The 23,199-nt window shown below is 70.2% G+C and carries 20 protein-coding genes; 6 read left to right on the top strand and 14 right to left on the bottom strand.

The features are described from left to right. Positions 1-177: 177 nt before the first annotated feature. Entirely contained in the window at positions 178-1,278 is a 1,101-nt protein-coding gene (locus tag NH602_RS01630; RefSeq protein WP_253066795.1) for a PrpF domain-containing protein, read from the top strand. A 73-nt stretch (positions 1,279-1,351) separates the two neighbouring features. Next, on the top strand, positions 1,352-2,644 hold the full coding sequence (locus NH602_RS01625; RefSeq protein ID WP_179760451.1) for an SLC13 family permease: 1,293 nt from the start codon (positions 1,352-1,354) through the stop codon (positions 2,642-2,644). A gap of 649 nt (positions 2,645-3,293) precedes the next feature. On the opposite strand, the gene NH602_RS01620 is transcribed toward NH602_RS01625, so the two are convergent. Genes NH602_RS01620 through NH602_RS01610 form a run of 3 tightly spaced genes read right to left on the bottom strand, consistent with a single transcriptional unit; the run spans position 3,294 to position 6,902 of the window. Continuing rightward, a complete protein-coding gene (locus tag NH602_RS01620) occupies positions 3,294-4,640 on the bottom strand; it encodes an FAD-binding oxidoreductase (protein ID WP_256493506.1) in 1,347 nt (448 codons plus the stop codon). After that, positions 4,637-5,395, bottom strand: a complete 759-nt coding sequence (locus NH602_RS01615) for a transporter (RefSeq protein WP_179760458.1) — start codon at positions 5,393-5,395, stop codon at positions 4,637-4,639. Before NH602_RS01615 ends, NH602_RS01620 begins: the two co-directional genes overlap by 4 nt. Before the next feature lie 37 nt (positions 5,396-5,432). After that, complete coding sequence (locus NH602_RS01610) at positions 5,433-6,902, bottom strand: MFS transporter (protein ID WP_253066793.1); 1,470 nt, start codon at positions 6,900-6,902, stop codon at positions 5,433-5,435. 179 nt (positions 6,903-7,081) lie between these two features. Here NH602_RS01610 and NH602_RS01605 point away from each other — a divergent pair, with 179 nt between their 5' ends. Then, complete coding sequence (locus tag NH602_RS01605; RefSeq protein WP_253066792.1) at positions 7,082-7,726, top strand: TetR/AcrR family transcriptional regulator; 645 nt, start codon at positions 7,082-7,084, stop codon at positions 7,724-7,726. A 21-nt stretch (positions 7,727-7,747) separates the two neighbouring features. Here the strand turns inward: NH602_RS01605 and NH602_RS01600 are convergent, their stop codons facing one another. Genes NH602_RS01600 through NH602_RS01570 form a run of 7 tightly spaced genes read right to left on the bottom strand, consistent with a single transcriptional unit; the run spans position 7,748 to position 15,447 of the window. Further along, complete coding sequence (locus NH602_RS01600) at positions 7,748-9,205, bottom strand: aldehyde dehydrogenase (RefSeq protein WP_253066791.1); 1,458 nt, start codon at positions 9,203-9,205, stop codon at positions 7,748-7,750. Positions 9,206-9,219: 14 nt separating this feature from the next. Beyond that, on the bottom strand, positions 9,220-10,317 hold the full coding sequence (locus tag NH602_RS01595) for a zinc-binding dehydrogenase (RefSeq protein ID WP_179760462.1): 1,098 nt from the start codon (positions 10,315-10,317) through the stop codon (positions 9,220-9,222). Beyond that, positions 10,314-11,087, bottom strand: a complete 774-nt coding sequence (locus NH602_RS01590; RefSeq protein WP_179760463.1) for an enoyl-CoA hydratase/isomerase family protein — start codon at positions 11,085-11,087, stop codon at positions 10,314-10,316. Before NH602_RS01590 ends, NH602_RS01595 begins: the two co-directional genes overlap by 4 nt. A gap of 2 nt (positions 11,088-11,089) precedes the next feature. After that, the gene (locus NH602_RS01585) at positions 11,090-12,700 is read right to left on the bottom strand and encodes a class I adenylate-forming enzyme family protein (RefSeq protein WP_218899229.1); all 1,611 of its coding nucleotides are present in this window, start codon (positions 12,698-12,700) and stop codon (positions 11,090-11,092) included. Next, positions 12,697-13,458, bottom strand: a complete 762-nt coding sequence (locus NH602_RS01580) for a gamma-glutamyl-gamma-aminobutyrate hydrolase family protein (protein WP_179760464.1) — start codon at positions 13,456-13,458, stop codon at positions 12,697-12,699. The genes NH602_RS01585 and NH602_RS01580 overlap by 4 nt, the downstream gene beginning before the upstream one ends. Continuing rightward, the gene (locus NH602_RS01575) at positions 13,458-14,801 is read right to left on the bottom strand and encodes a glutamine synthetase family protein (RefSeq protein WP_179760465.1); all 1,344 of its coding nucleotides are present in this window, start codon (positions 14,799-14,801) and stop codon (positions 13,458-13,460) included. Before NH602_RS01575 ends, NH602_RS01580 begins: the two co-directional genes overlap by 1 nt. After that, positions 14,794-15,447, bottom strand: a complete 654-nt coding sequence (locus NH602_RS01570) for a hypothetical protein (RefSeq protein WP_179760466.1) — start codon at positions 15,445-15,447, stop codon at positions 14,794-14,796. Before NH602_RS01570 ends, NH602_RS01575 begins: the two co-directional genes overlap by 8 nt. 196 nt (positions 15,448-15,643) lie before the next feature. Between NH602_RS01570 and NH602_RS01565 the strand changes: the two genes are divergently transcribed. Genes NH602_RS01565 through NH602_RS01555 form a run of 3 tightly spaced genes read left to right on the top strand, consistent with a single transcriptional unit; the run spans position 15,644 to position 19,592 of the window. Then, positions 15,644-17,170: an NAD(P)/FAD-dependent oxidoreductase gene (locus NH602_RS01565; RefSeq protein ID WP_253066790.1), complete on the top strand. Its 1,527-nt coding sequence runs from the start codon at positions 15,644-15,646 to the stop codon at positions 17,168-17,170. After that, on the top strand, positions 17,167-18,228 hold the full coding sequence (locus NH602_RS01560) for an alpha/beta hydrolase (RefSeq protein ID WP_253066789.1): 1,062 nt from the start codon (positions 17,167-17,169) through the stop codon (positions 18,226-18,228). The genes NH602_RS01565 and NH602_RS01560 overlap by 4 nt, the downstream gene beginning before the upstream one ends. Before the next feature lie 5 nt (positions 18,229-18,233). Next, complete coding sequence (locus NH602_RS01555; protein ID WP_253066788.1) at positions 18,234-19,592, top strand: NAD(P)/FAD-dependent oxidoreductase; 1,359 nt, start codon at positions 18,234-18,236, stop codon at positions 19,590-19,592. A 476-nt stretch (positions 19,593-20,068) separates the two neighbouring features. Here the strand turns inward: NH602_RS01555 and NH602_RS01550 are convergent, their stop codons facing one another. The 4 genes from NH602_RS01550 to NH602_RS01540 form a co-directional block, all read right to left on the bottom strand. Further along, positions 20,069-20,656 carry a DUF3159 domain-containing protein gene (locus tag NH602_RS01550; protein ID WP_253066787.1) on the bottom strand — a complete coding sequence of 196 codons (588 nt, stop codon included), beginning with the start codon at positions 20,654-20,656 and terminating at the stop codon, positions 20,069-20,071. Beyond that, positions 20,653-21,048 carry a pyridoxamine 5'-phosphate oxidase family protein gene (locus NH602_RS32120; protein ID WP_374210113.1) on the bottom strand — a complete coding sequence of 132 codons (396 nt, stop codon included), beginning with the start codon at positions 21,046-21,048 and terminating at the stop codon, positions 20,653-20,655. Before NH602_RS32120 ends, NH602_RS01550 begins: the two co-directional genes overlap by 4 nt. Before the next feature lie 706 nt (positions 21,049-21,754). Then, positions 21,755-22,129, bottom strand: a complete 375-nt coding sequence (locus NH602_RS01545) for a YciI family protein (RefSeq protein WP_179762075.1) — start codon at positions 22,127-22,129, stop codon at positions 21,755-21,757. Positions 22,130-22,391: 262 nt separating this feature from the next. After that, the gene (locus tag NH602_RS01540) at positions 22,392-23,189 is read right to left on the bottom strand and encodes an alpha/beta fold hydrolase (RefSeq protein ID WP_253066786.1); all 798 of its coding nucleotides are present in this window, start codon (positions 23,187-23,189) and stop codon (positions 22,392-22,394) included. Positions 23,190-23,199: the final 10 nt, after the last annotated feature.

Genomic DNA, 23,199 nt, shown 5'->3' with positions numbered 1-23,199 from the left:
TGCTGAACTGGGAGATCTCGACCCGATGCCGGTCCTTCGCTCCGTTCCGGCCTTCGCCACCATGAAGCAGGACTTCACGAGGGTGCCATATCTCGTGATTGTGCTGCACGTCGGTCGGCGTCACCGTCGACGACGTCGCCGACCCCCGGCGGCCGCGCCGTAACTCCGGGAGCAGCCATGCGAGACATCTCCGCCACGTGGATGCGCGGTGGGACCAGCAAGTGCTGGGTCTTCGACGCCGACGACCTCCGGGTCGACGGCCGCACCGCGGACGAGGTGCTGCTCCGGCTCTACGGCAGCCCGGACCCGCGCCAGATCGACGGCGTCGGCGGCGCGACGTCCACCACCAGCAAGGCCGTCGTGCTGGCCCGCAGCACCCGCGACGACGCCGACGTCGACTACACCTTCGCCCAGGTCGGCATCGCCGAGGGCCGGGTCGACCGGACCAGCAACTGCGGGAACTGCTCCGCGGTCGTCGGGCCGTGGGCGCTGCGCCGCGGGTGGGTCGTCCCCACCGGGGACGTCACCGAGGTCCGCGTGCACAACACCAACACCGGCCAGCTGATCGTGCTGGAGGTGCCGACCCCCGGCGGGCGCATCGTCGAGGAAGGCCACGAGCACATCCCCGGGGTTCCGACCCCCGGCGTCGGCATCCGCATGTGGTTCGTCGACCCGGCCGGTCGCACGACCGGGTCGCTGCTGCCCAGCGGGAACCCGGCCGACGTCGTGCACGGCGTGCAGGTCACCCTCGTCGACGCCGGCGCCCCGGTCGTCGTCGTCCCGGCGGCGGCCGTCGGGATCACCGGGCACGAGTCGCCCGCTGAGATCGACGCCCTGCCGGGCCTGCTGGACCGGCTGGACGTGCTCCGCCGGGTCGCGGCCGTCCGCATGGGCCTGGCCGACACCCCGCGCGACGCCGCCCGCGCCGTCCCCAAGCTGGCGCTGGTCGCGGAGGGCGCGCCGGGCCGGTCCGACGTGGCCGTCCGCATGCTGTCGATGGGGCGCACCCACCCGGCACTCGCCGTGACCGGCAGCATCGCGCTCACTCTTGCGACCCGCACCGCCGGTACCGTCCTGCACGACCTCGTCGCGACGGAGCGGGAGGACCTGCTGATCGACACCCCGGCCGGCGTGATCGCCACCGTGCACGGCAGCCGTGACGGCCTGCCCGCGGTCGCGGTCCGCCGCACCGCGCGCCGGATCGCGGACGCGCTCCTGGCCCTGCCGGAGCCCGCGACCGCCGCCACCGTCCCGACCGCCGCGGTGCACGCCGCCTGACACCGCCCCGGGACCGGCACCACCGGCCGGATCCCGCCCACACCCGGACCGCTCCGAGTCACGAAGGACAACGATGTCACCCCAACTCCTCTCCGTCCTGATCCTGGCCGGCATGTTCGTCGTCGCGACGATGCTGCCGATCAACATCGGGATCCTCGCCTTCGTCGCCTCGTTCGTGGTCGGGACGTTCGCCCTCGGCCTCGACGAGAAGGAGATCTTCGAAGGCTTCCCGGTCTCGCTGTTCATCACCGTCGTCGGCGTCACGTACCTGTTCTCCGTGGCGAAGCTGAACGGCACCATCGACCTGCTCGTCGACGCCGGGATCCGCCTGGTGCGGGGCCGCGCGATCCTGGTGCCCTGGGTGCTGTTCGCCGTCGCCGCGGTGCTCACCGCTCTCGGCACCTTCACCCCCGCCGCCGTCGCGCTGCTCGTCCCGGTCGGCATGAGCTTCGCCTTCCAGTACCGCATCAGCCCGCTGATGATCGGCATGATGGTCATCTGCGGCGCGCACGCCGGGGCGTTCTCCCCGATGGCCGTCTCCGGGGCGCTGGTCTTCGGGATCGTCGCCGACTCCGGCCTCGCCGTGTCCCAGGCCGTGCTGTTCTTCGCCAGCCTCGCGTTCAACGCCCTGCTCGGCGGCATCACCTACCTGCTGCTGCGCCGTCGTGGCGAGGAGAGCTTCGTCGAGCGGCCCGAGCCCGCCGCCGGCGACGAGCTCCCCACCGGCGGCGGCGGTGTGGCGACGATGGTCCGCACCCAGCCCCGCGTCGTGACCTGGCAGCAGCGCGCCACGCTCGTCGCGCTGGTCGGCCTCGTCGTCGGCGCCCTAGCCTTCCACCTGCAGATCGGCTTCCTGGCCCTGGCCGCCGGTGCCGTGCTGGCCCTGATGGACCGCGACAACCTCGGCAAGGCGATCGACGGCATCAGCTGGCCGACGATCCTGCTGGTTGCGGGCATGGTCACCTACGTCGGTGTACTGGAGCACGCGGGGACGATCGAGTGGGTCTCCGAGGGTGCCGTGCACCTGGGCGCCCCGCTGCTGGTGGCCCTGGTCCTGTGCCTGGTCGTCGGCATCACCTCGGCTTTCGCGTCCTCGACGGCGATCCTGACCGCGGTGATCCCGATGGCGATCCCGCTGCTGCTGACCGGGTCGCTGCCCGCGGCGGGCGTGATCGCGGCGATGGCCATCTCCACCACGATCGTCGACGTGTCGCCGTTCTCCACCAACGGCGCCCTGGTGCTGGCCAACGCCCGGGGTGTCGACCGCACCCGCTTCTACCGCCAGGTCATCACCTACACCTGCGGAATCGTGGCCCTCGGCCCGCTCGCCGCATGGGCGGTCCTGGTCCTGCCCGGGGTGTTCTGACCCCGCCGGCCAGGACCCCCGACGACGTCGGGACGGGACCCCACCCACGCGACCGGGGCGTCCCCGACCGACCTCCGTGTGCCGGTACCCGCTCCCCGTGGGTGCCGGCACACGGCGTCCCGGGGCCGGGGCTGCCTGCCCGCCGACGACGACCACGCCGTCCGCGCCCGGCTGACGTCCGACGGATGTCCATCGGTGTCGATCGTCGAAGGCCGCCGCAACGGAGCAACAGCACCGGCCTCTGAGCTGCACCTCTGTGCGGCGGGCCGGGCTCGAACCGGCAACCTGACGGGTACTGAGTCTCGTGCTTAACGGTGGTCGACCATGGTCTGCAATCCACGTTCACGCTGCTAGAACGCTCCTTGGATCATCAGCAGGGGTGGACGATGCTCGCCCACCCACAGGCGTAAGCGTGGGGGAATCCGTGTGGCCGGTCAGACCACGCAGTGCACGTCCGGAAGCGGTCGTCTGAGCCGATTGCGACGGCGCCTCGGCATCCTGTTTCGCGCGACCGGCTACCTCTTCCCGCCGGCGACGGACCACAGCGCGCCGATGAAACCCCGACCTCGTCCCGCCGTTCCCACCTCACGGAACGGCACTGCCCGATGTCGAGGAACCCTCCGAGGCGTCCAACGCCCTGCACAGCCTTTCAGCTGAGCCGAACCGCCCCGCGTCGGGCGTTGCGTTGGCTTCCGTTGACCAGGTCGAGAAGGCGGTCGTACGCCCAGATCATCCGGAGGCCGGCACGGCCCATCATCATGGGGCGAAGGAACTTCGGCTTCTCGTGCCACAGCGTCTGCAGGTCCTCGTGCCGTTCGCCGTCCACGATCGCATCAGCGATCAGCGTCCCGACGTACGGCGCCTGCGCCAGCCCGTGGCCGTTGCACGCGATCGAGTAGTGGACGTTGTCGCCGAGCTGGCCGGCGAGCGGCAGCCACGACGAGGTGATTGCGATCCAGCCGCCCCACGCCCGTTCGATCGCGACGTCGGCCAGCGAGGGGAAGCGACGCGCGAAGGCGCCTGCAAGCTCCTCGACCAGCGCGTCGTCGGGGACCTTGTCCGGGAGGGGGTAGCCGATGCCACGCTCCAGTCGCCGCACACCGAAGACGATTGTCCCGCGCGGGGTTAGCCGGTAGTTCTCCATGATGGCGTGCTGGGTGACGAGGCCCATGCCGCTCGTCCACCCGAGGGCGGCGATCCGGGTGGGGTCGATCGGCTCGGTCTCCACCTCGATGACGTAGATCGGCACCGACAGGTGTTTCGGGGTGATGCCCCACTCACCGGCGGACGCGTTGGTCGCGAGGACGACGTGGTCGGCGCGGACCTGTCCCCCCGGGGTCGTCAGCACGACCTGACCGCCGTCCCGCACGACCTCGGTGACCTTCGTCTGCTCGAAGACCCGCGCGGCGGACTCGAGCAGGACTTGGCGCATGCCGAGGCTGAACCTGCCCGGGTTCAAGCGACCACCGACCACCTCACGCATCCCGCCGACGAACCCGCGCGGGATCCCGAGCTCGGCAGCCGTGCCGACCTCGACACGGCCGCCTGCGCGGGTGACGATCTTCGCCACCCGTCGCACCCGGCCCATCTGTCCGCGGGAGACCGCAGCGAAGGCGTTGCCGGTCGCCTCGTAGTCGCAGTCGATGCCGTGCTTGCCGATGAAGTCCTCGACGTGAGCAGCGGCGTGCTCGGCCAGCCGCATCATCCCCGGCATCTTCTTACGCGAGAGCAGGTTCAGCAGCTGCAGATCACCACCGGGGGCGCCGGCGAGCTGGCCGGCATTGCGCGAGCTCGCGCCGTAGCCGCAGAACTCTGCCTCCACCAGCACGACGTCCTGGCCACGCTGAGCGAGCCGGAGGGCGGTCGACATGCCCCCGACACCACCGCCGATCACGGCCACCCTGCAGGCGATATCGCCGTCGGCTGCGGGACGGACGTCCGTGGGCGCGTCGACCCATCCGCTGAAGGTCGAGTAGATGACCCGGTCGGTCTTCATGCCGTCGCCGCCCTGTGGTTCTTCTCCGCCTTCTCGACCCCACTTGCCACATTGTGGTCGTGGAGGGCGCGGTAGGCGAACAGGTAGGTGAGCATCTGCAGCCCCCACACAGTGAGCGCGAAGGTGTAGAAGAGGGGGCGACTCTCGATGGGGTCGACCGTGTCGGGCATCGGGAAGAAGTCGTAGGTCAGTGCGACGGCGGTTGCAGCGAGGCTGACCGCCAGGGTGGCGACGGCGACCCGGGTGGCGCCGATGCCCCACAACCGCTTCACGACGTAGACGAGGAAGGCCAGCGTCAGCAGGTTCGCCACCAGGTAGAAGGTGGCCGGCCCCTGGTGGAGGATGAACTCGCCGTTGGCATCGACGTGGGCACGGTACTTCGGCTGGGCGAAGTAGAGCCCGAAACCGATCGCCAGCGCGAAGACGCCGATCTCGACCGCCAGACTCGCCTTGTAGCGGTGGGTCACGGCCATCAGGCCGACGACCAGCAGCAGCGTGATTCCGATCGAGCGCGAGAAGGCGTCGAGGAAGAACGCGAAGACGTACTGCCCACTCGCCTCGCTGCCTGCGGGATCGTCGGCGAAGCGCAGGGACCAGATGAGGAAGTTGACGCCGGACGTCGCGACGATAAGCCACTCGATGCCGAGCAGGTAGTTGCGGTAGCGCCTGATGAAGCGCCACCCGGCCCAGAAGCCACAGACGATCATGACCAGATCGGCGACCACGAACGTCAGGCCGTAGATGTCTTCTTTCATGTCATCTCCTCGGGGTGATGGGGTGGGACCGGACCGGTCATGCCGCGGTCCGGGCGGTGCGACGGCGGGCGCGGGTGCTCGAGACCCCGACCGTCAGCACGACGGCGAGGGCCAGTGCCGCCGAGAGCCAGTAGCCGACGCCGTAGAGACCCTCGGCCGCGACCTCGAGGGACGTGCCGAGGACGGGGACGAGGGCGATGCTGAGATCGGCGCTGACGAGCGCGGATCCGAAGGCGAAGCCGACGGCGAGGAAGGTGCCGGCGACGCCGGTCGCCATCCCCGCCCGCTCCTCGGGGACCGCCAGCTGCACCAGCGTGAAGCCTGCTGCGTAGCCGATGCTGCACCCCAGGCCGATGGCCGCGGCGCCCACGAGGTAGTGCCACGGCCGGTCGTGCGCGAGGGCGAGCCACCCCAGCCCGGCGGCGCTGATCACCGCCCCGGCCACGAAGACCGGTACCACGCGGCCGTTGTTGACCGGGCGGTCGGCGATGGCAGCGCCCACCACGAACGTCACGGCGAACGGCAGCATGAGCCAACCGGTCCCGATCGCGCTGAGGCCGAGACCGTAGGAGTCCACGGGGCTCAGCGCCTCGGGAACGATCTGCGCGTAGGTGCTGACGAGGAGCAGGAACGCCGCGTTCACGGCCGCGAACAGGGCGATGCAGATGCACGAGGCCGTGACCAGGGGCGCCTTCATCAGCGCGACGTCGAACACCGCCGTGGTCGACCTGCGCTCGACCCGGATCCAGGCGATGCCACCCACCACGCCGAGCACCAGCGGGATGAGCGCGGCGTTGCCCCACACCAGGCCCTGGGTCAGCGTCAACAGGATCGCGCCGACCCACGCGATCATCCACACCGTGCCGAGCACTCCGATGCGCCCGGTCCGCAGAGCGGGCGGGGCAGAAGGGATCAGCAGGGAGGACGCGAGCGTGGTCATCGCACCGATCGCGGTCAGGATCACGAAGAAGCTCCGCAGCGACAAGCTCTGCACGATCAGCCCACCGCCGATCATGCCCGCGACGATCCCGACGCCCGTTCCGATGACCAGGATCGCGACGGCCTTCGTGATGCCGCCCTCGCCCAGGCCCCGGCGTAGGAACCCGAGGGGCAGCACCTGGGCTGCTCCCCCGAAGCCCATCAGGGAACAGCCGACCAGCAGCGCCGGGTAGGAGTCGCCCGATGCGGGCACGAGCGCGCCGACGGTGAGGAATGCGGCCGCCGCAACGTTCGCGCGCCGGTCCCCATAAAGGTCGGCCAGCCGGGGCAGGAGGATGAAGCCCGCTCCCCCACCCAGCGTGAGGACCGTGAAGAACCACGTCGTCTCGGCGACCGTGGCGAGACCGTACTGAGCCTGGATGGCCGGCAGCAGCGGCGGGAAGATGTAGATCACGGCGTTGGTGAGGACGACCAGCAACGCGCCGACGCCGATGAGCGCTCCCCTGCTCGGCTCGCGACCTGCCGTCGTACGGCTGCCGCTTCCGGCTGCCTCGTGGCTCTGGGGCATGGATGCTCTCCGATTCCGGGCGGTCTCAGTGATGTGGCTCATACCGTACGGTGGAGTTAGTCAACGAATCAATACGCACGACCAAGATTGTTGACCAACATCCAGCGTTCTGCTGGCCTGTTAGGCTTGGACCGACTAAGACAAACGTCCGATTCTGGACTGCCCCACCGGAGGAGCCGATGGCACGGATCCCCGTCGCCCAGCGACGTCGCGAGCTCATCGATGCCGCAGTCGAGGTGATCGCGACGCACGGGATCGACGGCGCGACCACTCGCCGGGTCGCCGACCAGGCCGATGCCAACGTCGCGATGGTCCACTACTGCTACGACTCGAAGGAGGACCTCTTCGCAGACGTCTTCGAGTTCGTCTCCCGCAAGTATCGCGAGGTCATCGAGGTCGTCGAGGTCAGCGACTCACCGACCACGCTTCCAAAGGCGGCCGAGAAGATCCTGCGGAGTGTCATGGAGTGCTACCTCGGTTCCCGCAACTTCACGGCCGCGACCTTCGAGCTCATCAACTGGGCGCGCCGACAGCACGGCGACCGGGGCGTTGCCGTGTACGACCAGGCCCTTGACGCGCTGCGCAAGGCTCTTCACGAGGCATCAGCGACCGACCCTGTGCCGGCGGAACTCATCGACGAGGTCGCCTATGTCATGGCGAGCCTCGCCGACGGGTTCGGGGTCAACTGGCTGACCTACGGCGACGCGTCGGTCGCCCGCGCGCAGATGGACATCAACTGCTCTGTTCTCGAGGCCTGGATCGCCGGCCGGCTCTCCGCCGTCACTGCCAAGCCCGCCCGGCGGAAGCGCGCGGTCAAGGCCTGAGGTCCGACCGCCACCCCAGACTCAGAGGGGCAGGTCCGGCGAGTCGACCCCCACGACCCGCTCACCACAGAAGACCCGCACGGACTCGGCGGGTCCGTGCCCGCCGATGCCTGCGGGCCCCCAGAAGCTCTGTGCGGAGTCGTCTCCCAGGTCGGCGACGTTGGCACCATTGACCCGCACCTCGCCGGCGAGGATCCGAGCGCCGACGTCGATGGCTCGGTCGGTGTCCGTGCCGAAGACATAGGCGTCCAGGCCGGAGGGGTTCGCGTTCGCGATACGCAGCGCCTCCTCCGCCGAATCGACGGCGTGCACCGAGACCACGGGGCCGAACAGTTCGGCCGTCGCCCGGGACGCGTCGGCCCCCACCGCGACCGTCGGCGACAGGAAGTACCCGTCCAGCTGTGGGAGCAGGGCCGGCTGGCGCACGACCGCTCCCAGCTCGCGCAGCCCTTCGATCCGCTCCTGCAGCGTGCGGAAGTGCGGCGCGTTGGAGATCGGTCCGACCTGGCTGTCGTCGGCGAGCGAGTGGCCGACGACGAGCTTCCCGATCCGCTCGGTCAGCGCGTCGACCAGCGCACCGACGACCTGGCGCGGAGCCAGGACCTTGCCGGGGCCCTCACACCACTGGCCGTTGAGCTTGGTCATCCCGGCCAGGATGCCGTCCGCCGTGACGTCGAGGTCGGCGTCGTCGAGGACGATCACCGGGTTGTTGCCGCCCAACTCGAGTTGAAGCACCTTGAGGTCCTGCGCAGCCGCATGGGCGATGGCTCGCCCGGCACCGGGTCCGCCCGTGAACGAGACGACCTTGATCCGCGGATCGCCCGTCACCTGCGCACCGACGTCGCCGGCGCCGTGCACCAGCTGCAGCGACCCGGAGGGCAGTCCGGCCTCGACGAAGCACTCGACGACGACCTGCGCGCTGCCGGGCGCGTGCTCGGACGGCTTGAGGACGACCGGGCAGCCGGCCGCGACAGCGCTCACGACTTTGGCGGATGGGATGAAGCTCGGCCCGTTCCAGGGCGTCAGGATCGCCGCCGGACCCCACGGCACCCTGTGCAGACGGACGTCGCGCCCGCCCGCGACGAGCGCGGTGACCCGCGGGATGTTCCGTAAGTCGGCCGCGGTGGCGCGGATCCGGTGCGGGAGGAACGCCGCGACGAGCCGGGTGACGCTGATCGGCGTCCCGCTCGTGAGTGCATCGGTGCGGGCGATGTCCTCCAGCCGGCCCTCGAGGTTGTCGGCGACGCGGTCGAGCACAGCTGCCCGCTCCCGGCGCGCGTCCTGGTCCCAGGGGCCAGGGTCGTACGACGCCTCCGCGTGGCGCAGGGCGCGCTCGACCTCGTCGGGAGGAGTGCTGACCGCCCGGTGCACGGGCGCGAGTGTGTTGGGGTCGAGGTTCCAGCTATCAGGGGCGGGCGTGGCCTCGCACCACTCGTCGGCGATGTAGTTGACCGGCTGGGGGATGGCTGGTTCGTTCATGGGTCGGTCTCCCATCAGACCTGGAGGTCGACGACGACGCGGGTCACGGCGCCGGACCTCATCTGCTCGAAGCCCTGGTTGATCTCGGCGAAGGGCACGACCCGGGTGACCATCTCGTCGAGCTGCAGGCGGCCCTGCTGGTAGAGGCGCGCGAACTGGGCTATGTCGTCCCGTGCCTGACCGGAGCCCATGTAGGAGCCGATGACCTTCTTCTCCTGGTACCAGAAGTCCATCGCGGGCAGGCTGATCTCGGTGCCCATCGGGGCGATGCCGACGAGACACGCGGTGCCCGTCGGGCGGAGGAGCGCGAGCGCGGTCCGTGCGGTCGCCGCCGACCCGACCGCCTCGAAGGCGTAGTCGACGCCATCGCCCACCAGGCGGTGCAGGTCGGCGACGGTGTCCCCGTCCCCCCCGTTGATGACATGCGTGGCGCCGTACGTGCGCGCCGCCTTCAGCCGCTCCTCGTCCAGGTCGATCGCCACGACGGCCGAGGCGCCCGCAAGACGGGCGCCCTGGATGATCGCGGAACCGACGCCGCCGCAGCCGACGACCGCGACGGTGCTGCCCGGACGCACCCGCGCGGCGCGGAAGACGGCGCCGACGCCGGTGATGATGCAGCAGGACAGCAGGCAGCCGACGTGCAGGGGCACGTCGTCGGGAAGCCGGACGACCGCGTTCTCCCGCAGCAGGATGTGCTGCGAGAAGGCGCCGATGGCCGCGAGCCGCTCGATCGGCCGCCCGTCGGCGGTGACGAACGCAGGTCGCGGACGCGCCCGGATCTCGTCGAGCCGCAGGCACTGGGTCGAGTGGCCGACCTCGCAGTTCACGCAGCGGCCACATGACGGTGTGAGGGCACCGGCGACGCGGTCGCCGGGCCGCACGGACGTGACCGCCGATCCCACCGACTCGACCACGCCGGCCACCTCGTGTCCGACCACAACGGGGAGCTCGGTCGGCACGGTGCCGGTCATGTAGTGGAGGTCGCTGTGGCACAGACCCACGTTGGTGACCGCAACCCGGACCTCGTGCGGCTCCGGGTCGTCCACGCGGATGTCGGTCAGCTCGAGCGCGGCGCCGATCTCGTTCAGTACGGCGGCTCGGGTGCTGATCATGTGGTGGTCTCCCTCGCTTTCCAGTAGCCGGCGACACCGGCGGTGAGCAGTCCGCTCGTCCACGATTCGTGGGCAGCGGCGTCCTCACGCGCGAACGCCGCCTCGACCTCGGCCGCGAGCGGGCGGAGCAATGCGAGGTGCAGGGCCGTCGTGCCGCCGTCGGGTGTCCACGCATGGACCGTTCCGATGGCACGGTCGACCAGGCCGTCGGCCTCGACGACCTCGTCGAGCAGGCCGATCCGCAGCGCCTCGTCGGCCGAGATGCGTGGCGAGGCGAGCACCATCCGCATGGCGTTGTTGCCCACGAGCCGGGGCAGCAGGAGGCTCGTGGCGTTCGAGATCGTCAGCCCGCGGGCGTTCTCCGGCTGGAAGTACTCCGTCGCAGGTGTGCCGATCCGGGCGTCGCAGGACAGCGTGATCTCGGAGGCGCCACCGACGGCGAGGCCGTTGACGGCGGCGACGACCGGGACGCGGGTCGCCAGGATGGCGCGCGTGATGTCGTGGAAGCTCTCGAAGGCCTGGCGGACCTCGGACTCGGTGGTCGGGACCTGGGTGAGGTCCTCTCCCGCGGAGAAGGCGCGGCCCCTCCCCGTGAGGACGATGCCCCGCACGGTGTCACCCGCGCCGTGCCCCCGGATCAGCTCGGCCAGCCGGAGCCGGGTGGCGACGTCGAGAGCGTTGAGTTTCTCGGGCCGGTCGAGGGTGAGGACGGCGACGTCGCGGATGACGTCGACGTCGACGTGCTCGCCCGTGGTCGAAGGGCCGGTCATGTTCAGCTCCTTGGTCGTGCGAAGTCGTGGGTGGTGCCGGGTTCGGCTTCGGCGCGGGCCGTGAGCGCGGGCTTGGAGACCCGCTCGGAGGGGGTGCGGGGGAAGTCGGCGACGAACTCGACGTAGCGGGGCACCTTGAAGCGTGCGAGCTGCGCACCGGCGCGATCGAGGACGTCCCGGGCGGTGGCTCGGTCGGCCGGGACACCCGTTCCGAGCTGGACGAACGCCTTGACCTCCTCGCCGAGAATGTCGTCCGGTACGGCGACGACGGCCGCCCCGACGACCCGGTCGTCCCGCTCCAGTGCGGCCTCGACCTCGGCGCAGGCGACGTTCTCGCCTCCCCGGCGCACCATGTCCTTGATCCGACCGACGAGCTGGATCCCGCCGTCGGGACGACGCACCACGAGATCGCCGGTGTGCAGCCAGCCGTCCCGCAGCGTGGCGGCAGTCGCGTCCGGCCGGTTCCAGTAGCCGCTCATCAGCGGAGCGCCGGAGACGACGAGTTCACCGGCCTCACCCTCGGGGACCACCGCCCCCGAGCCGGCGGGGTCGATGACCTGCACCTGTTTGGACGGAACCGGGGTCCCCAGGCTGCCGCTGCCGACCGCGGCGCGGTCCCCGAAAGGGCTGAACAGGTCGACCCCGGACTCCGTCATGCCGTAGATCTCGCGCCAGGGGGCGCCCCACCGATCCTCCAGCTCCTGGTGGAGCGCGACCGGGATACCGGAGCAGAACACCGCACGGAGGTCGTTGGCTCGGTCGTCGGCATGCGGCGCCTGTTTGAAGAGCAGGGTCGGCATCGAGCCGAGGACGTAGACGAAGCTCGCTCGGTGACGGCGTACGTCCGCCATGAACGTCGATGCCGAGAACCGCGGTAGCACGACCAGCGGCGCACCGAGCGTGAGGGCGAGGGCCGTGTTCCACTGCGGGTCCATGTAGGAGTACGGCTGAGCGGTGAGCAGCACGTCCTGTCCGTCGAGCGCGGCTGCTGCAGCGCAGACCCAGCCGAGCCGGGCCCAGTAGCCGTGGGTGAGCATGCAGGCCTTAGGGAAGCCGGTGGTGCCGGAGGTGTACTGCAGGTTGGCCAGCGTGCCCGGTTCGACCGCGACCTCCGGCGTCGAGATCGGGAAGGCCTCGGAGCCGTCGTCGGCGACGTCGAGGATCCGGACGTCACCGAGGTCGGGCTCGGCCGCCAGCACTTCGGCCACCAGCGCGGCCCGCTCACCGTCGGTCACGACCGTCCGGGCCCCGGAGTCCCGGAGGACGAACGCGAGATCACCACGCCGGTAGCCGTAGTTCACCGGTACGGCGACCGCCCCCGCCTTGAGCGCGGCCAACCACGCGACGGGCCAGTGCACGACGTTGGGCAGCATGATCGCGACCCGATCGCCAGGGCACACACCGTCGGTGCCGATCAGCCGGTGCGCCAGCCGGGAGGTCCACGCGTCGATGTCGGCAAAGGTCCACGATCGCTCCGGGAATCGCAGGAAATCGCGGTCCCCCGCGTCCCGGGCGCGTCGTGCCAGCAACGCCGTCAGCGTCGGGATCGACGGCTCGTCGCCCATCCGTGCGGCGGGGACGACAGGCCGGCGGGCCCTCACGGATGTCGTCATGGGGTGCTCCTCTGCTCGAGGTGGCGGGCTGCGGCCGCGACGACCCAGCCCAGCGTGGGGTCATTGCTCGTCATCCACTCCGGGTGCCACTGCACGCCGAGCACCGGGCGTCCTGGCACCTCGATCGACTCGACGACGCCGTCCGCGGTCCGGCCGGTGACAGCCACGCCGGCGCCGCACCGGCCGACGGCCTGGTGGTGCCACGAGTTCGTGATCACGTCGCCGCCGAGGATCTTCGCAGCGAGCGACCCGTCCTCGAACGTCACGACATGATCGGCGGTGCCGTCGGTCGGCGCGACGTCGGGCGAGAGGTGACTGACCGCACCCTCCGACAGGTCCGGGACCAGGCTCCCGCCGAGCGCCACGTTGAGGACCTGCATGCCACGGCACACCCCGAGCACGGGGATTCCGCGGTCGAGCGCCTCTCGAACGATGGCGACCTCGTAGGCGTCACGCTCGCGGTCGTGGACCATCGGGTCGGTCCGCGGGTCGATGTTGCGCACCACGGAGGTGTCGCCACCCCAGCACGCGGGGTGCATGTCCTGTCCGCCGCTGATCACCACGGCCGAGAGCCACTCACACACGCCCGCAGGGTCGGTGTCGTAGGACAGGTGGACCGGAAGGCCGCCGGCCTCCCCGAGCCTGGTCGCGAAGTCCGACATCGCGGTGTCGATGCAGCGGTCGCCGTACCTCGGGTCGGCATCCTGTAGCAGGGACAACCGGACCCGGCGTCCGGTGATACCGATCAGGGGCCGCATCACGGGAACTCGAAGTAGCGCGTCGACTCCCACCCGGACAGCTCGGCGAACGGGTCGCCGCCCTTCGTGTGGAACTCCATCCACTCCCAGCGTCGCGAGGCCACCCAGAAGTCGACGAACTCGTCGCCGAGGTGCTCCCGCAGCAACGGGTCGATGGCAAGCGCCCGCCACGCCTTCGACATGGTGTCGGGGATACGCTCGACACCGGAGTCGTCCGGTAGGCACCACGCCATGTCGGTGACCTGCTCGGGTGGCTCGATCCGGCCCTCGATGCCGGCCAGAACTCCTGCGAGCACCACGGCGATCGCGAGGTACGGGTTCACGTCGGCCCCGGGGAGCCGGTACTCCAGCCGGGAGTACCCCGGGTGGCCGGTGATCGCACGCACCGCTGCGGTCTTGTTGTTGACCCCCCAGCTGATCGTCGTGGGCGGGCCGGTGAGGTCGACGAGCCGCCGGTACGACGTGATCTGCGGCAGGACGACCGAGGTCGCGCCGGCCATGGTGGCGAGCAGACCGCCGACGGCGTGGCGCATCACCTCCGAGGGGCCGTCGTCGGCGAAGAACTGGTTCGCACCGTCGCGCTGCAGCGAGATGTTGATATGGGCGCCCTGCCCGAACCCCGCCGTGGGCTTGGCCATGAAAGAGACGGTGTGGCCCTGCTCGAATGCGACTTCCCGCATCACCTGGCGGGTGCGCACCCAGTTGTCGGCCAGTCGGAGCGGGTCGGTCGGTGCGAGGTTCAGCTCGGTCTGGCCGGGAGCGGCCTCGTCGGTCCACGCCTCCCAGGAGATGCCGAGATGGTCGAGCCGCGCGACGACCGCGTCCATGTAGTCGACCCAGTCGCTCGACCGCGCGAGGTGGTATGTCGCGCCCGTGCCTCCGCCCAGGGGGGTCAGGTCGCGATAACCGCGCGCTCGGGCCTCCTGGACGGACTCCTCGAAGAGCGTCGCCTCGATCTCGACGGCCGCCGTGGCGTCGTACCCGAGATGGGCGAGGCGGTCCACGAGACGACGCACCATGTTGCGGGGGCAGAGGGGAACGGCGCGGCCGTCCTTGAGCCAGTAGTCCCCGATGACCGAGTCGAGGCCTGGTCTCCACTCCACGCGGGTGCTGAGGTCGGGCACCATGTGGATGTCGTAGAGGTTGCCCCGCCACTCGGGGAACGCGTCACCGAGGACGATCTCGTTGTTGAGGTCGATCGCGAAGAGAATGTCGGCGAAGGCGAAGCCGGCCTCCTTGCCCGCCTCGAACTTCGCCGGCGAGACGTTCTTTCCCAGGAGGCTTCCCTCGTGGTTGGTGGCCTCGAGGCGGACGGCGTGACGGGTCCGGGTGAGTTCAGACATCGAAGCGGACCTTCCAGGAAGCAGCGGTCATCACCGACAGCTGCGAGAGGGTGCCCTGGACGCGCAGGCCTGCGGCCAGAGCGGCGAGGAAGTCGTCGGCGCCGCTGAAGACGCCGGCCAGCAGGTCGGCCGGCCCGCTGAGGACGTACCTCCTCGTGCCGTCGCCGATGCTGATCCGGTCGGCGCCGTCCGGGCTCGTCGCGTTGACGACCAGACCGTCGGGCATGCCCGGGATGTCCCGGGTGAGGCCCCAGAATCGCGCGGCGGCGTCGCGCCAGTGAGGCACCGGCGGGCGTAGCGACCGCAGGACGGCCGCTGCCAGATCGTCATCGCCGGCCGGGTTCTCCGTCAGCGCGAATCGCGCACCGAGGTCGACCACCAGCGTCGCGTCGGACCTGCTCGGCGGTCGACCGGCAACCGCGACACCGTCCTGGCCGATCGCGACCGTCGCCACCTGCGGGGTGTCGTGCGAACGAACGGTCACGACACCTCTGCACTGCATCAGGTCGCCACCCGGACCGAGACGGTCGGCGTCACGGAGCGTGCGTCCGACCAGTCGTACGACGGGACTCGCGTCGTCCTCGATCGCGATACGCAACGACTCGGTCAGCGGCGGCGGAGCGGCGATCGTCGTGGATCGGGTCATCGATGCGATCCTCTCGCTGGCAGCGAACTTAGTCGTTCGACTTAAATGTTCGTCCATGATGCTGCGGCGCCGCCGACGCCTTTGTCAACCACCTGACCCGCCTCCCCGTCGGGCGGTGCGACCCCTTGACGGCAGGTGACCCGGCGCACACACTTGGGCGCTCGTCATAAACAGATGACCAACTAAGGAGACGGACATGTCCAGCCACGACACGACCACGGAGACCGCCGACATCGTCGTCATCGGCGCCGGGCTCTCCGGCGTCGGTGCGGCGACGTACCTGACGAACGACTTCCCGGACAAGAAGGTCCTTCTGCTCGAGGGCCGCGACAGCATCGGCGGCACCTGGGACCTGTTCCGGTATCCGGGCATCCGGTCCGACGACGCCGTGCACCACTACGGCTACGAGTTCAAACCGTGGCTGCACGACGACGCGATCGCGGCCGGCCCGCTGATCCGCGGCTACATGGAGGAGACCGTTACGGAGTTCGGGCTCGACAAGATCCTTCGGCTTCGTCACCGGGTCACGGCTGCCGACTGGTCCAGCACGGAAGCGCGGTGGACGCTGGGGGTCACCGCAACCGACGAGGACGGCACCGAGAGCCACAAGACCATCACGGCCAAGTTCGTCTTCAGCAGCACCGGCTACTACCGCTACGACCAGGGCTTCGAGCCCCACTTCGAGGGCCGTGACGACTTCGAAGGCGACATCCTCCACCCGCAGCACTGGCCGGAGGACTACGACTACAGCGGCAAGCGCGTGGTCATCATCGGCAGCGGCGCAACTGCCGTGACGATGCTGCCGGCGATGCTCGTGGGCGAGGGTGCGGCAGCCCACGTCACCATGCTCCAGCGCACCCCGAGCTACATCGCGTCGATCCCCCGCGTGGACAAGGTCGCCCAGCGGCTCATGACGCTGTTCGGCGTCAAGCGCGGCTACGCCATGACGCGACGCAAGAACATCTGGCGCGACCACTTCCTCGTCACGGTGATGGTCAGGTTCCCGAACCTCGGACGCAAGCTCATGCGGTCGCTGACGACCAAGGAGCTGCCGGCCGGATACCCGGTGGACACCCACTTCTCGCCGCCGTACAGCCCCTGGGACCAGCGCCTGTGCGCCACCCCGGACGGTGACTTCTTCCAGGCGATCCGCGAGCACGACGCCGACGTCGTGACCGACCAGATCGACCGTTTCACCACTGAGGGCATCCTGCTGAGGTCGGGCCGGACGCTCGAGGCCGACGTCATCGTCACCGCGACCGGACTCATCATGCAGATGCTCGGCGGCATCAAGCCGACGGTCGACGGCACCCCTGTCCATGTCGCCGACACCGTGCTCTACCACGGCTCGCTGCTGTCCGGCGTGCCCAACTGGGCCATGATGCTCGGCTTCACCAAGGCGACCTGGACCCTCCGCATCCGCAACGTGACCCGCCTCGTCGCCGACGTGATCCGCGAGATGGACCGCAACGGTTACGACACCGCGGTACCGGTCCCCCCGGCGGGCATGCCCACCAGGGACCTCTTCGACCTCACCTCCGGCTACATGCAGCGCGCCAAGTCGGAGCTGCCCAGCCAGGGCAAGGGCAAGCCGTGGCGGATGCACACGACGTTCGTGAGGGACAACCGGCTCTTCCGGGGACGCCTGGTCCACCGCGACCTCCGGTTCTCCAAGCGCGCCGTCGAGTCTCCGCACCTCGTCGACGTCGAGGCCGCGTCATGAGCGCGCCCCACCTCACCGTCGTACAGCGCCTGCAGCGCACCCTGCTCGTCCTCCTGAGCCGACTGCCGGCCCCGCTCCAGCGGCTGCTCGCCCGGCCCGCGACCAACGCCGCCGGCGACACGATGGCACCCGACGTCGCGCTGCTGATGAAGCTCGGCGACTCCGGTCCGGACTACAGCGACCTGCCGCCCGTCGAGGCACGCGCGACGACCGAGCGGGACCTGATGCTGTTCGCCTCACGGATCCCGGCGTGCCCGGTCGAGGAGGAGCTCGAGACCGACGAGGGCGTGCTGCTCACGCGCTACAGCAACGGCACGCCCGAACGAGGCATGCTCCTCTTCTTCCACGGCGGCGGGTTCGTCATCGGCAGCCGCGCGAGCTACACGGCCCCGGCGCGCATGCTCGCCCACGGCACGGGTGCCGACGTCGTGTCCGTCGAGTACCGCCTCGCGCCCGAGCACCCCTTCCCGGCCGCGCAGGACGATGCCCGCTCCGCCTGGCGGTACGTCATCGGGCACGCCGCCTCGTGGGGTGTGAACCCGCACCGAATCGTCCTCGCCGGGGAGAGCGCCGGCGGCAACATCGCCGCAGTCCTGTGCCAGCAGGTGCGGGGCGAGGCGGTGCAGCCGATGCTCCAGGTGCTCATCCAGCCGGTGACGGATCTGGTGGAGCACCGGCCCTCCCAGGACGAGTTCGCCGGGTCCCCCGCCCTCTCGGCCAAGCAGGTCGCATGGTTCGTCGAGAACTACGTGCCCGCCGGGAGCGACGTCGCCGACCCGCGCATCTCCCCGTACCGCGCCGCATCACTGGACGGGCTGCCCCCCGCGATCGTCAACCTCGCGGGCTTCGACCCCCTCCACGACGACGGACTCGCCTACGCGTCCGCTCTGCTCACGGCGGGCGTCCCGGCCCACGTGGAACGCGAGGCCGGTCTCGTCCACGGCTACCTCTCCTACACCGCGGTCAGCCCGAGCTGCCGTCGGGCGACCGAACGCCTCGTCGCCTCCGTCGCCTCCGCACTCGACCGCTCCACCACCACCACCAAGAAGGCGAGCTGAGCACCATGACCGCGTCGCGCACGGTCCGCGAAGAGTCCCACGAGGTCGTCGTCATCGGCGCAGGCATGGCCGGTCTCATGGCCGCCACCGCGCTGGCCGATCGAGACGTCGTCGTACTCGAGGCGAGCGATCGCCCGGGCGGCCGGGTCGACACGGTCCGCAAGGGTGACTACTGGATCAACGTGGGAACGCAGTTCACCGAGGGCACCGGTCCCCTGATCGACGCGCTCCATCGCCACCACGTCTCCCTCGGAACCCTCGAGGGCAAGTCGGTCGCACTGTCGCTGGGCGGGAAGCATGTCGACACCTCCAACCCGTTCCGCGTGATGTTCCGGTCGTCGATGACCTGGCGGGATCGGCTCGGCCTCGCCGCCGTCGGCACCAGGATCCTCGCGAACGTGCCGTTCCTCGAGATGAATCCCGAGAACAGGCTCGCCAAGCGGGTCCGAGCGAGGCTCGACGACCGACGCGCTGACTTCGTCCTGCGCGGTGTGCGGTCCGAGCTCGCCCGCGACATGGTCCGTTCGTGGTCAGGGCAGTGGATGGGCTGCGAGCCGGAGGAGACAGCCGCGACCCAGTTCGTCTTCTCCATGGGCATCCTGCTGACCGACCCCGAGAAGGTCGACAACCTGACCCTGCCCGAGGGTGGTAACCAGACCCTCACCGACATCCTCGCCAACGACCTCGGCGGTCGGATCCGCCTCAGCACGCCCGTGCACACGGTCGAGTGGACCGATGACGGCGTCGTCGTCGACTGCAAGGACGCTCACGGACCAGCCCGGATCCGCGCGCGCCGCGCGATCGTTGCGGTCCCCGCCGACATCGCGGTCACGATCATGCCTGGCCTTCCCGCGAACTACCGGAGCGCCTTCGAGTCCATCCACTACGGCCGGTACATCGTGGTGGGCTTCTTCACCCATGAGGAAGGCCCGCAGCAGTGGGACGACTTCCTCGCGATCTCCACGCCGGAGCTCTCCTTCCAGGCGGTCTTCAACCACGCCGCTGCCCTGCGCCGCGGGAGCGTCCGCAAGCCCGGAGGCGCGCTCGCCTGCTTCGCGGGCGGCGCCGAGGCCGATGCCCTCTTCGAGCTCAGCGACGAGGAGATCGTCTCCCGGTTCACCGCTGACCTCCTCCATCTCTACCCAGAGCTGGAGGGCAAGGTCGAGCCGGGCATCCTGCGGCGGCACCCGCGGGTGGTGCCGTTCTGGGCCCCCGGTGGCAGGGCTTCGCTGGCCACCCTCCGCGATTCCCTCGGCCCGGTGCACCTGGCGGGCGACTACCAGCTCGACATGCCCTCGCTCGCCGATGCCGCTGCATCCGGGGAACAGGCAGCCCACCGGGTGCTGGCGAGCCTCCCCGCGTAGCACATAGATGTGGCTAGGACAGATCGATGGAGGTGGGCACGGCACCGGGGTGATGGGCTGGGAGTGGGGCTACGCGTCGCCCTCCCCCGCAAGGCGTTCATGCGACACGAGCGCCTTGACGACGGGTGCGAACCTGCGACCGCTCGGGTGTAAAGAGCGCGGAAGACGGCCACCAGGGCAACGACCTGCGACAACGTTCTCTGCGACAGTCCCGTCGGAGGACCACAGCCACCTCCGATGACCAGAGTTCGTGTCACGAGCGGTGTCACGCGGGCTGGGTCGTCGAGGGGCGTGGACGATCACCCGAGAATCGCGGCGATTCTATAGGTAGGTCGTGACAGCGAACTCGGGGACAGACGCTCCCGCCGGCCGCGACGGCTGTAATCAAACAGCTCGTCGATGTCGGGGACAACCTGCTCGTGGAAGCCCGTGTGCCAGCGTGAGACCGCCGATTCCGGCGCCGATCGCCATCACGATTACGACCGCCACGCCGACCTGCGGCGGCGCTCCGCCGTGCGGATCGCCCACGCCACCACGCCGAGCGCAGCGAGAGTTAACGGCAGCCCCATCGCGATCTTCACCGTGGCGAGCCTGCCGAGCTCGTGGGCGTCCAGGAGCTCGCCCTGCACCGTGAAGCGCGCGCCGAACATTGCGGCACAGGCCAGGGTCGCTGTCGTCATTGCACGGCGGGACGGCCGGTCGCCACGCCACGCCATCGGCTCTCGACGGGCAACACTCCACAGCACGCCGACCAGCGGGAACCCGATGGCCACGGACCCCAGGAGGGCAACGCCCGCGCCGAGGCTCCACCAGATGTCGGGCAGGAAGATCCCCGCGTCCGACCCGGTCGACCAGGCGATCGCGGCGGTCACGCCGATTCCGACCAGACCCGAGGCCACGCGCACGACCGACCGACCGGTAAGGGTGGCGAGAACGGTGAGCAGCAGTGCTGTCGCCGCTGCGACCAGGACGCCGACGACCAGGCCGGACCAGGTCGTAACTGCGACGAACACCGCGGAGGGCACCGCCGAGGCCACGAGCTCCTCGACTCGGCCGCGCCTCACGGAGCAGCCTCAAGGTCAAGGCGTACGACGACGGCCCGCCCACCTGCACGACGCGGGCGCCCGAGCGCGAGAACCAGCCGGAACCACCGGAAGGACAGCCCGTACTGGGCACCGAGCAGCGACAGTCCCACCTCGCGCTCCGCCCCGTCCACCACGTAGGCGCGGCCATGGCGCCACTCTCCCCGGGCCGTTCCATCAAAGTCCGACAACGCGACCTGTACCCGGGGATCCCGCCGGAGCCGTCTCACCTTTCGGGAGCGCTCTGGCGTGAGCAGGTAGTGCCGACCGTCGCCGCGCGCGGCGAGCCAGACCGGCGTCACACGACCACGACCGTCGACACCGAACGTCCGCAGCGCGAAGTAGCGCCCCTCACTCGTCTCTCGTCGTCTCATGCCGACCCCCAACACCGAAAGAGCACGACTCCGACCCCGACCCCGGGGAGGCCGTATGACCGGACACGTCCGTCGCTGCCTCGACACGGGCCGCTTCCGTGGCAACCCGACACTCGCCAGGGTGTGGAGTGCACAGCTGTGGTCCATGCAGCACGGGATGGCCACGCTGGCGCTCGCCGCCACCGCCACGCCCGATCAGATTCAGTTCGTCCTGCAAGACATGGCCGAGCGGCTCTGCCGGGGCTACGGGGACGAGCCCGCGCAAGCCCACCACTCGGTCACCTCGGCCACCACCGCGCGGGACCGGGGGAATCGTGAGACGACGGACGCTTCTCGCCGTCCTTGCCCTCGAACCGGCCGCCAAGTGCGCGGACCCCCTGGGGACGCAGAGCCCCGCAGACTGACGTTCCCGACGTTCCCGATGTCTCCGCACCCGTCTCGAAAGGCTGGAGACCCCGTTCGGGAGGCGACTCGGCCGTGTACGCCCGCGACACGGCCAGCGGAGCCGAGGGGCACGCACCGGGTCGGCGAGCGCCTCGGTCCTCCGCGTTCAAGACCCGTGCCGACGAGGCCGGCTACGCGACCGCTCTGCCTCACTGTCGAACAGTGCCATCCGCTGCCGAAGTCGCCGAGGTGCGCAGTCCTGCACCCGCGCCCGCCGAACCGTCGTTGGTTCGGCGGGCGCGTCCTCGTATCGGAGCGGGATTTACTCCGGTGCCGACTGCAGAGCGCGAACCTCGACCCGGGACTGCAGAGCAGCCGAAGCCTGCTCGGCCCAGACCAATGCCGCCTCCTGGTCGGCCGCCTCGATGATCCAGAAGCCGCCCACGTACTGGTCGGCCTTCACGAACGGCTCCGGGATGCGGATCGTTCCGGTGCTCGTCACCTCGACCGTGACCGCGGTCGACGGCGGCTCCAGACCGCCCGCGGTGACGAATGCGCCGGCCTCGTTCAGGTCGGTGTTGAACTTCTCCACTGCGGCCATGATCGCTTCCAGCTCGGCCGGGTCCATGTCCTGCATCGACTCCATCGTCGGCTCGTCGGCGGTGTCGTGCGGGAGGGTCAGGAAGTACTGCGTCATGGGAATCTGCTCCATCTCGAGTGGTGGACGAACATCTGACGGGTTTGGTGGCCGGATCCGCGGTGAGCGCCGCTTCGGCGCGCCCGAGCTCGGCGGGCGGGGCCGGTCGGCCCGGCAGCACGACGTTCGGGGGCGTCGTACGGTCGGAGTACGGACCCTGCCGGCTGCGCGGAGCCTCGACGCAGCGCTGCATCGGCGGAGACATCGGTGACGACGCGGCGCATCCCGGCCGTCTTCCGGCGGGTGTCACAGCGCAGTGCGCTCACGACGCCATGACCCAGAGGGTGGTCAGCGCGTCGTTGATCGCATCCGGTTGTTGTGTCTGCGGGTAGAAACCCGGCACGGTGAGCAGCTCGGCGCCGATGCGCTCGGCGAGGACGCGGGCCGCCGCCGTCAACGGTTCGCCGGCCAGGCGTCGATACTCTGCGGGTGCCCCAGCCCAGTCGCCGACAATCACCGAGGCCGGCCACGATGCGGCAGCGAGCGGGTCCAGTTCGATCTCGGCGTCCCAGCAGGGCCGCTCCCCCATGGACGTCCAGGCCACACGCAGCCGCTGCGGAGTCGCGGGCGGTGTGGGCATCCCGAGCGGCTCGGTGGACAGGCGCAGGTAGTCCGCGGCGGTGAGGTCGGCAGGGAGTGACGCGGTGGAGGAGCGGGCCCGGGTGAGCATGTCCCGCACCACCGGTTCGTCCTCGGCGACACGCAGCGCCCCGGGTTGGATCAGACACAGCGACCGGACGAGATCGGGCCGGGCGGAGGCGGCGAGCATCGCGGCGACCCCGCCGTAGGAGTGTCCGACGAGGTGGGCGCCGTCGCCGAGGAGCGCGATGACGTCCTCGGCGTCGACCGCGTAGTCGGTCCGGTACGGGCCCTCGAGGTCGGGGCTGTCGCCGTGACCGCGGCGGTCCATCAGGATCAGCCGGCGGTGTGCGGCCAGTGGGCGTTGGTGGCCGAACCCGTAGCGGTCGTCGGTGCCCCAGGACAGCACACCGTGCACGAACACCGCGGGTGGCTCGGCGGCCCCCGGCGCGGCCAGAACGGTCGCGTTCACTGCGGCCATGTGGAACCTG

The organism is Pseudonocardia sp. McavD-2-B, assembly GCF_024124365.1.
GTDB classification, from domain to species: Bacteria; Actinomycetota; Actinomycetes; order Mycobacteriales; family Pseudonocardiaceae; genus Pseudonocardia; species Pseudonocardia alni.
The sequence above is the reverse complement of the archived record's forward strand: the minus strand, read 5'-3'. Positions and strand labels throughout refer to the sequence as shown.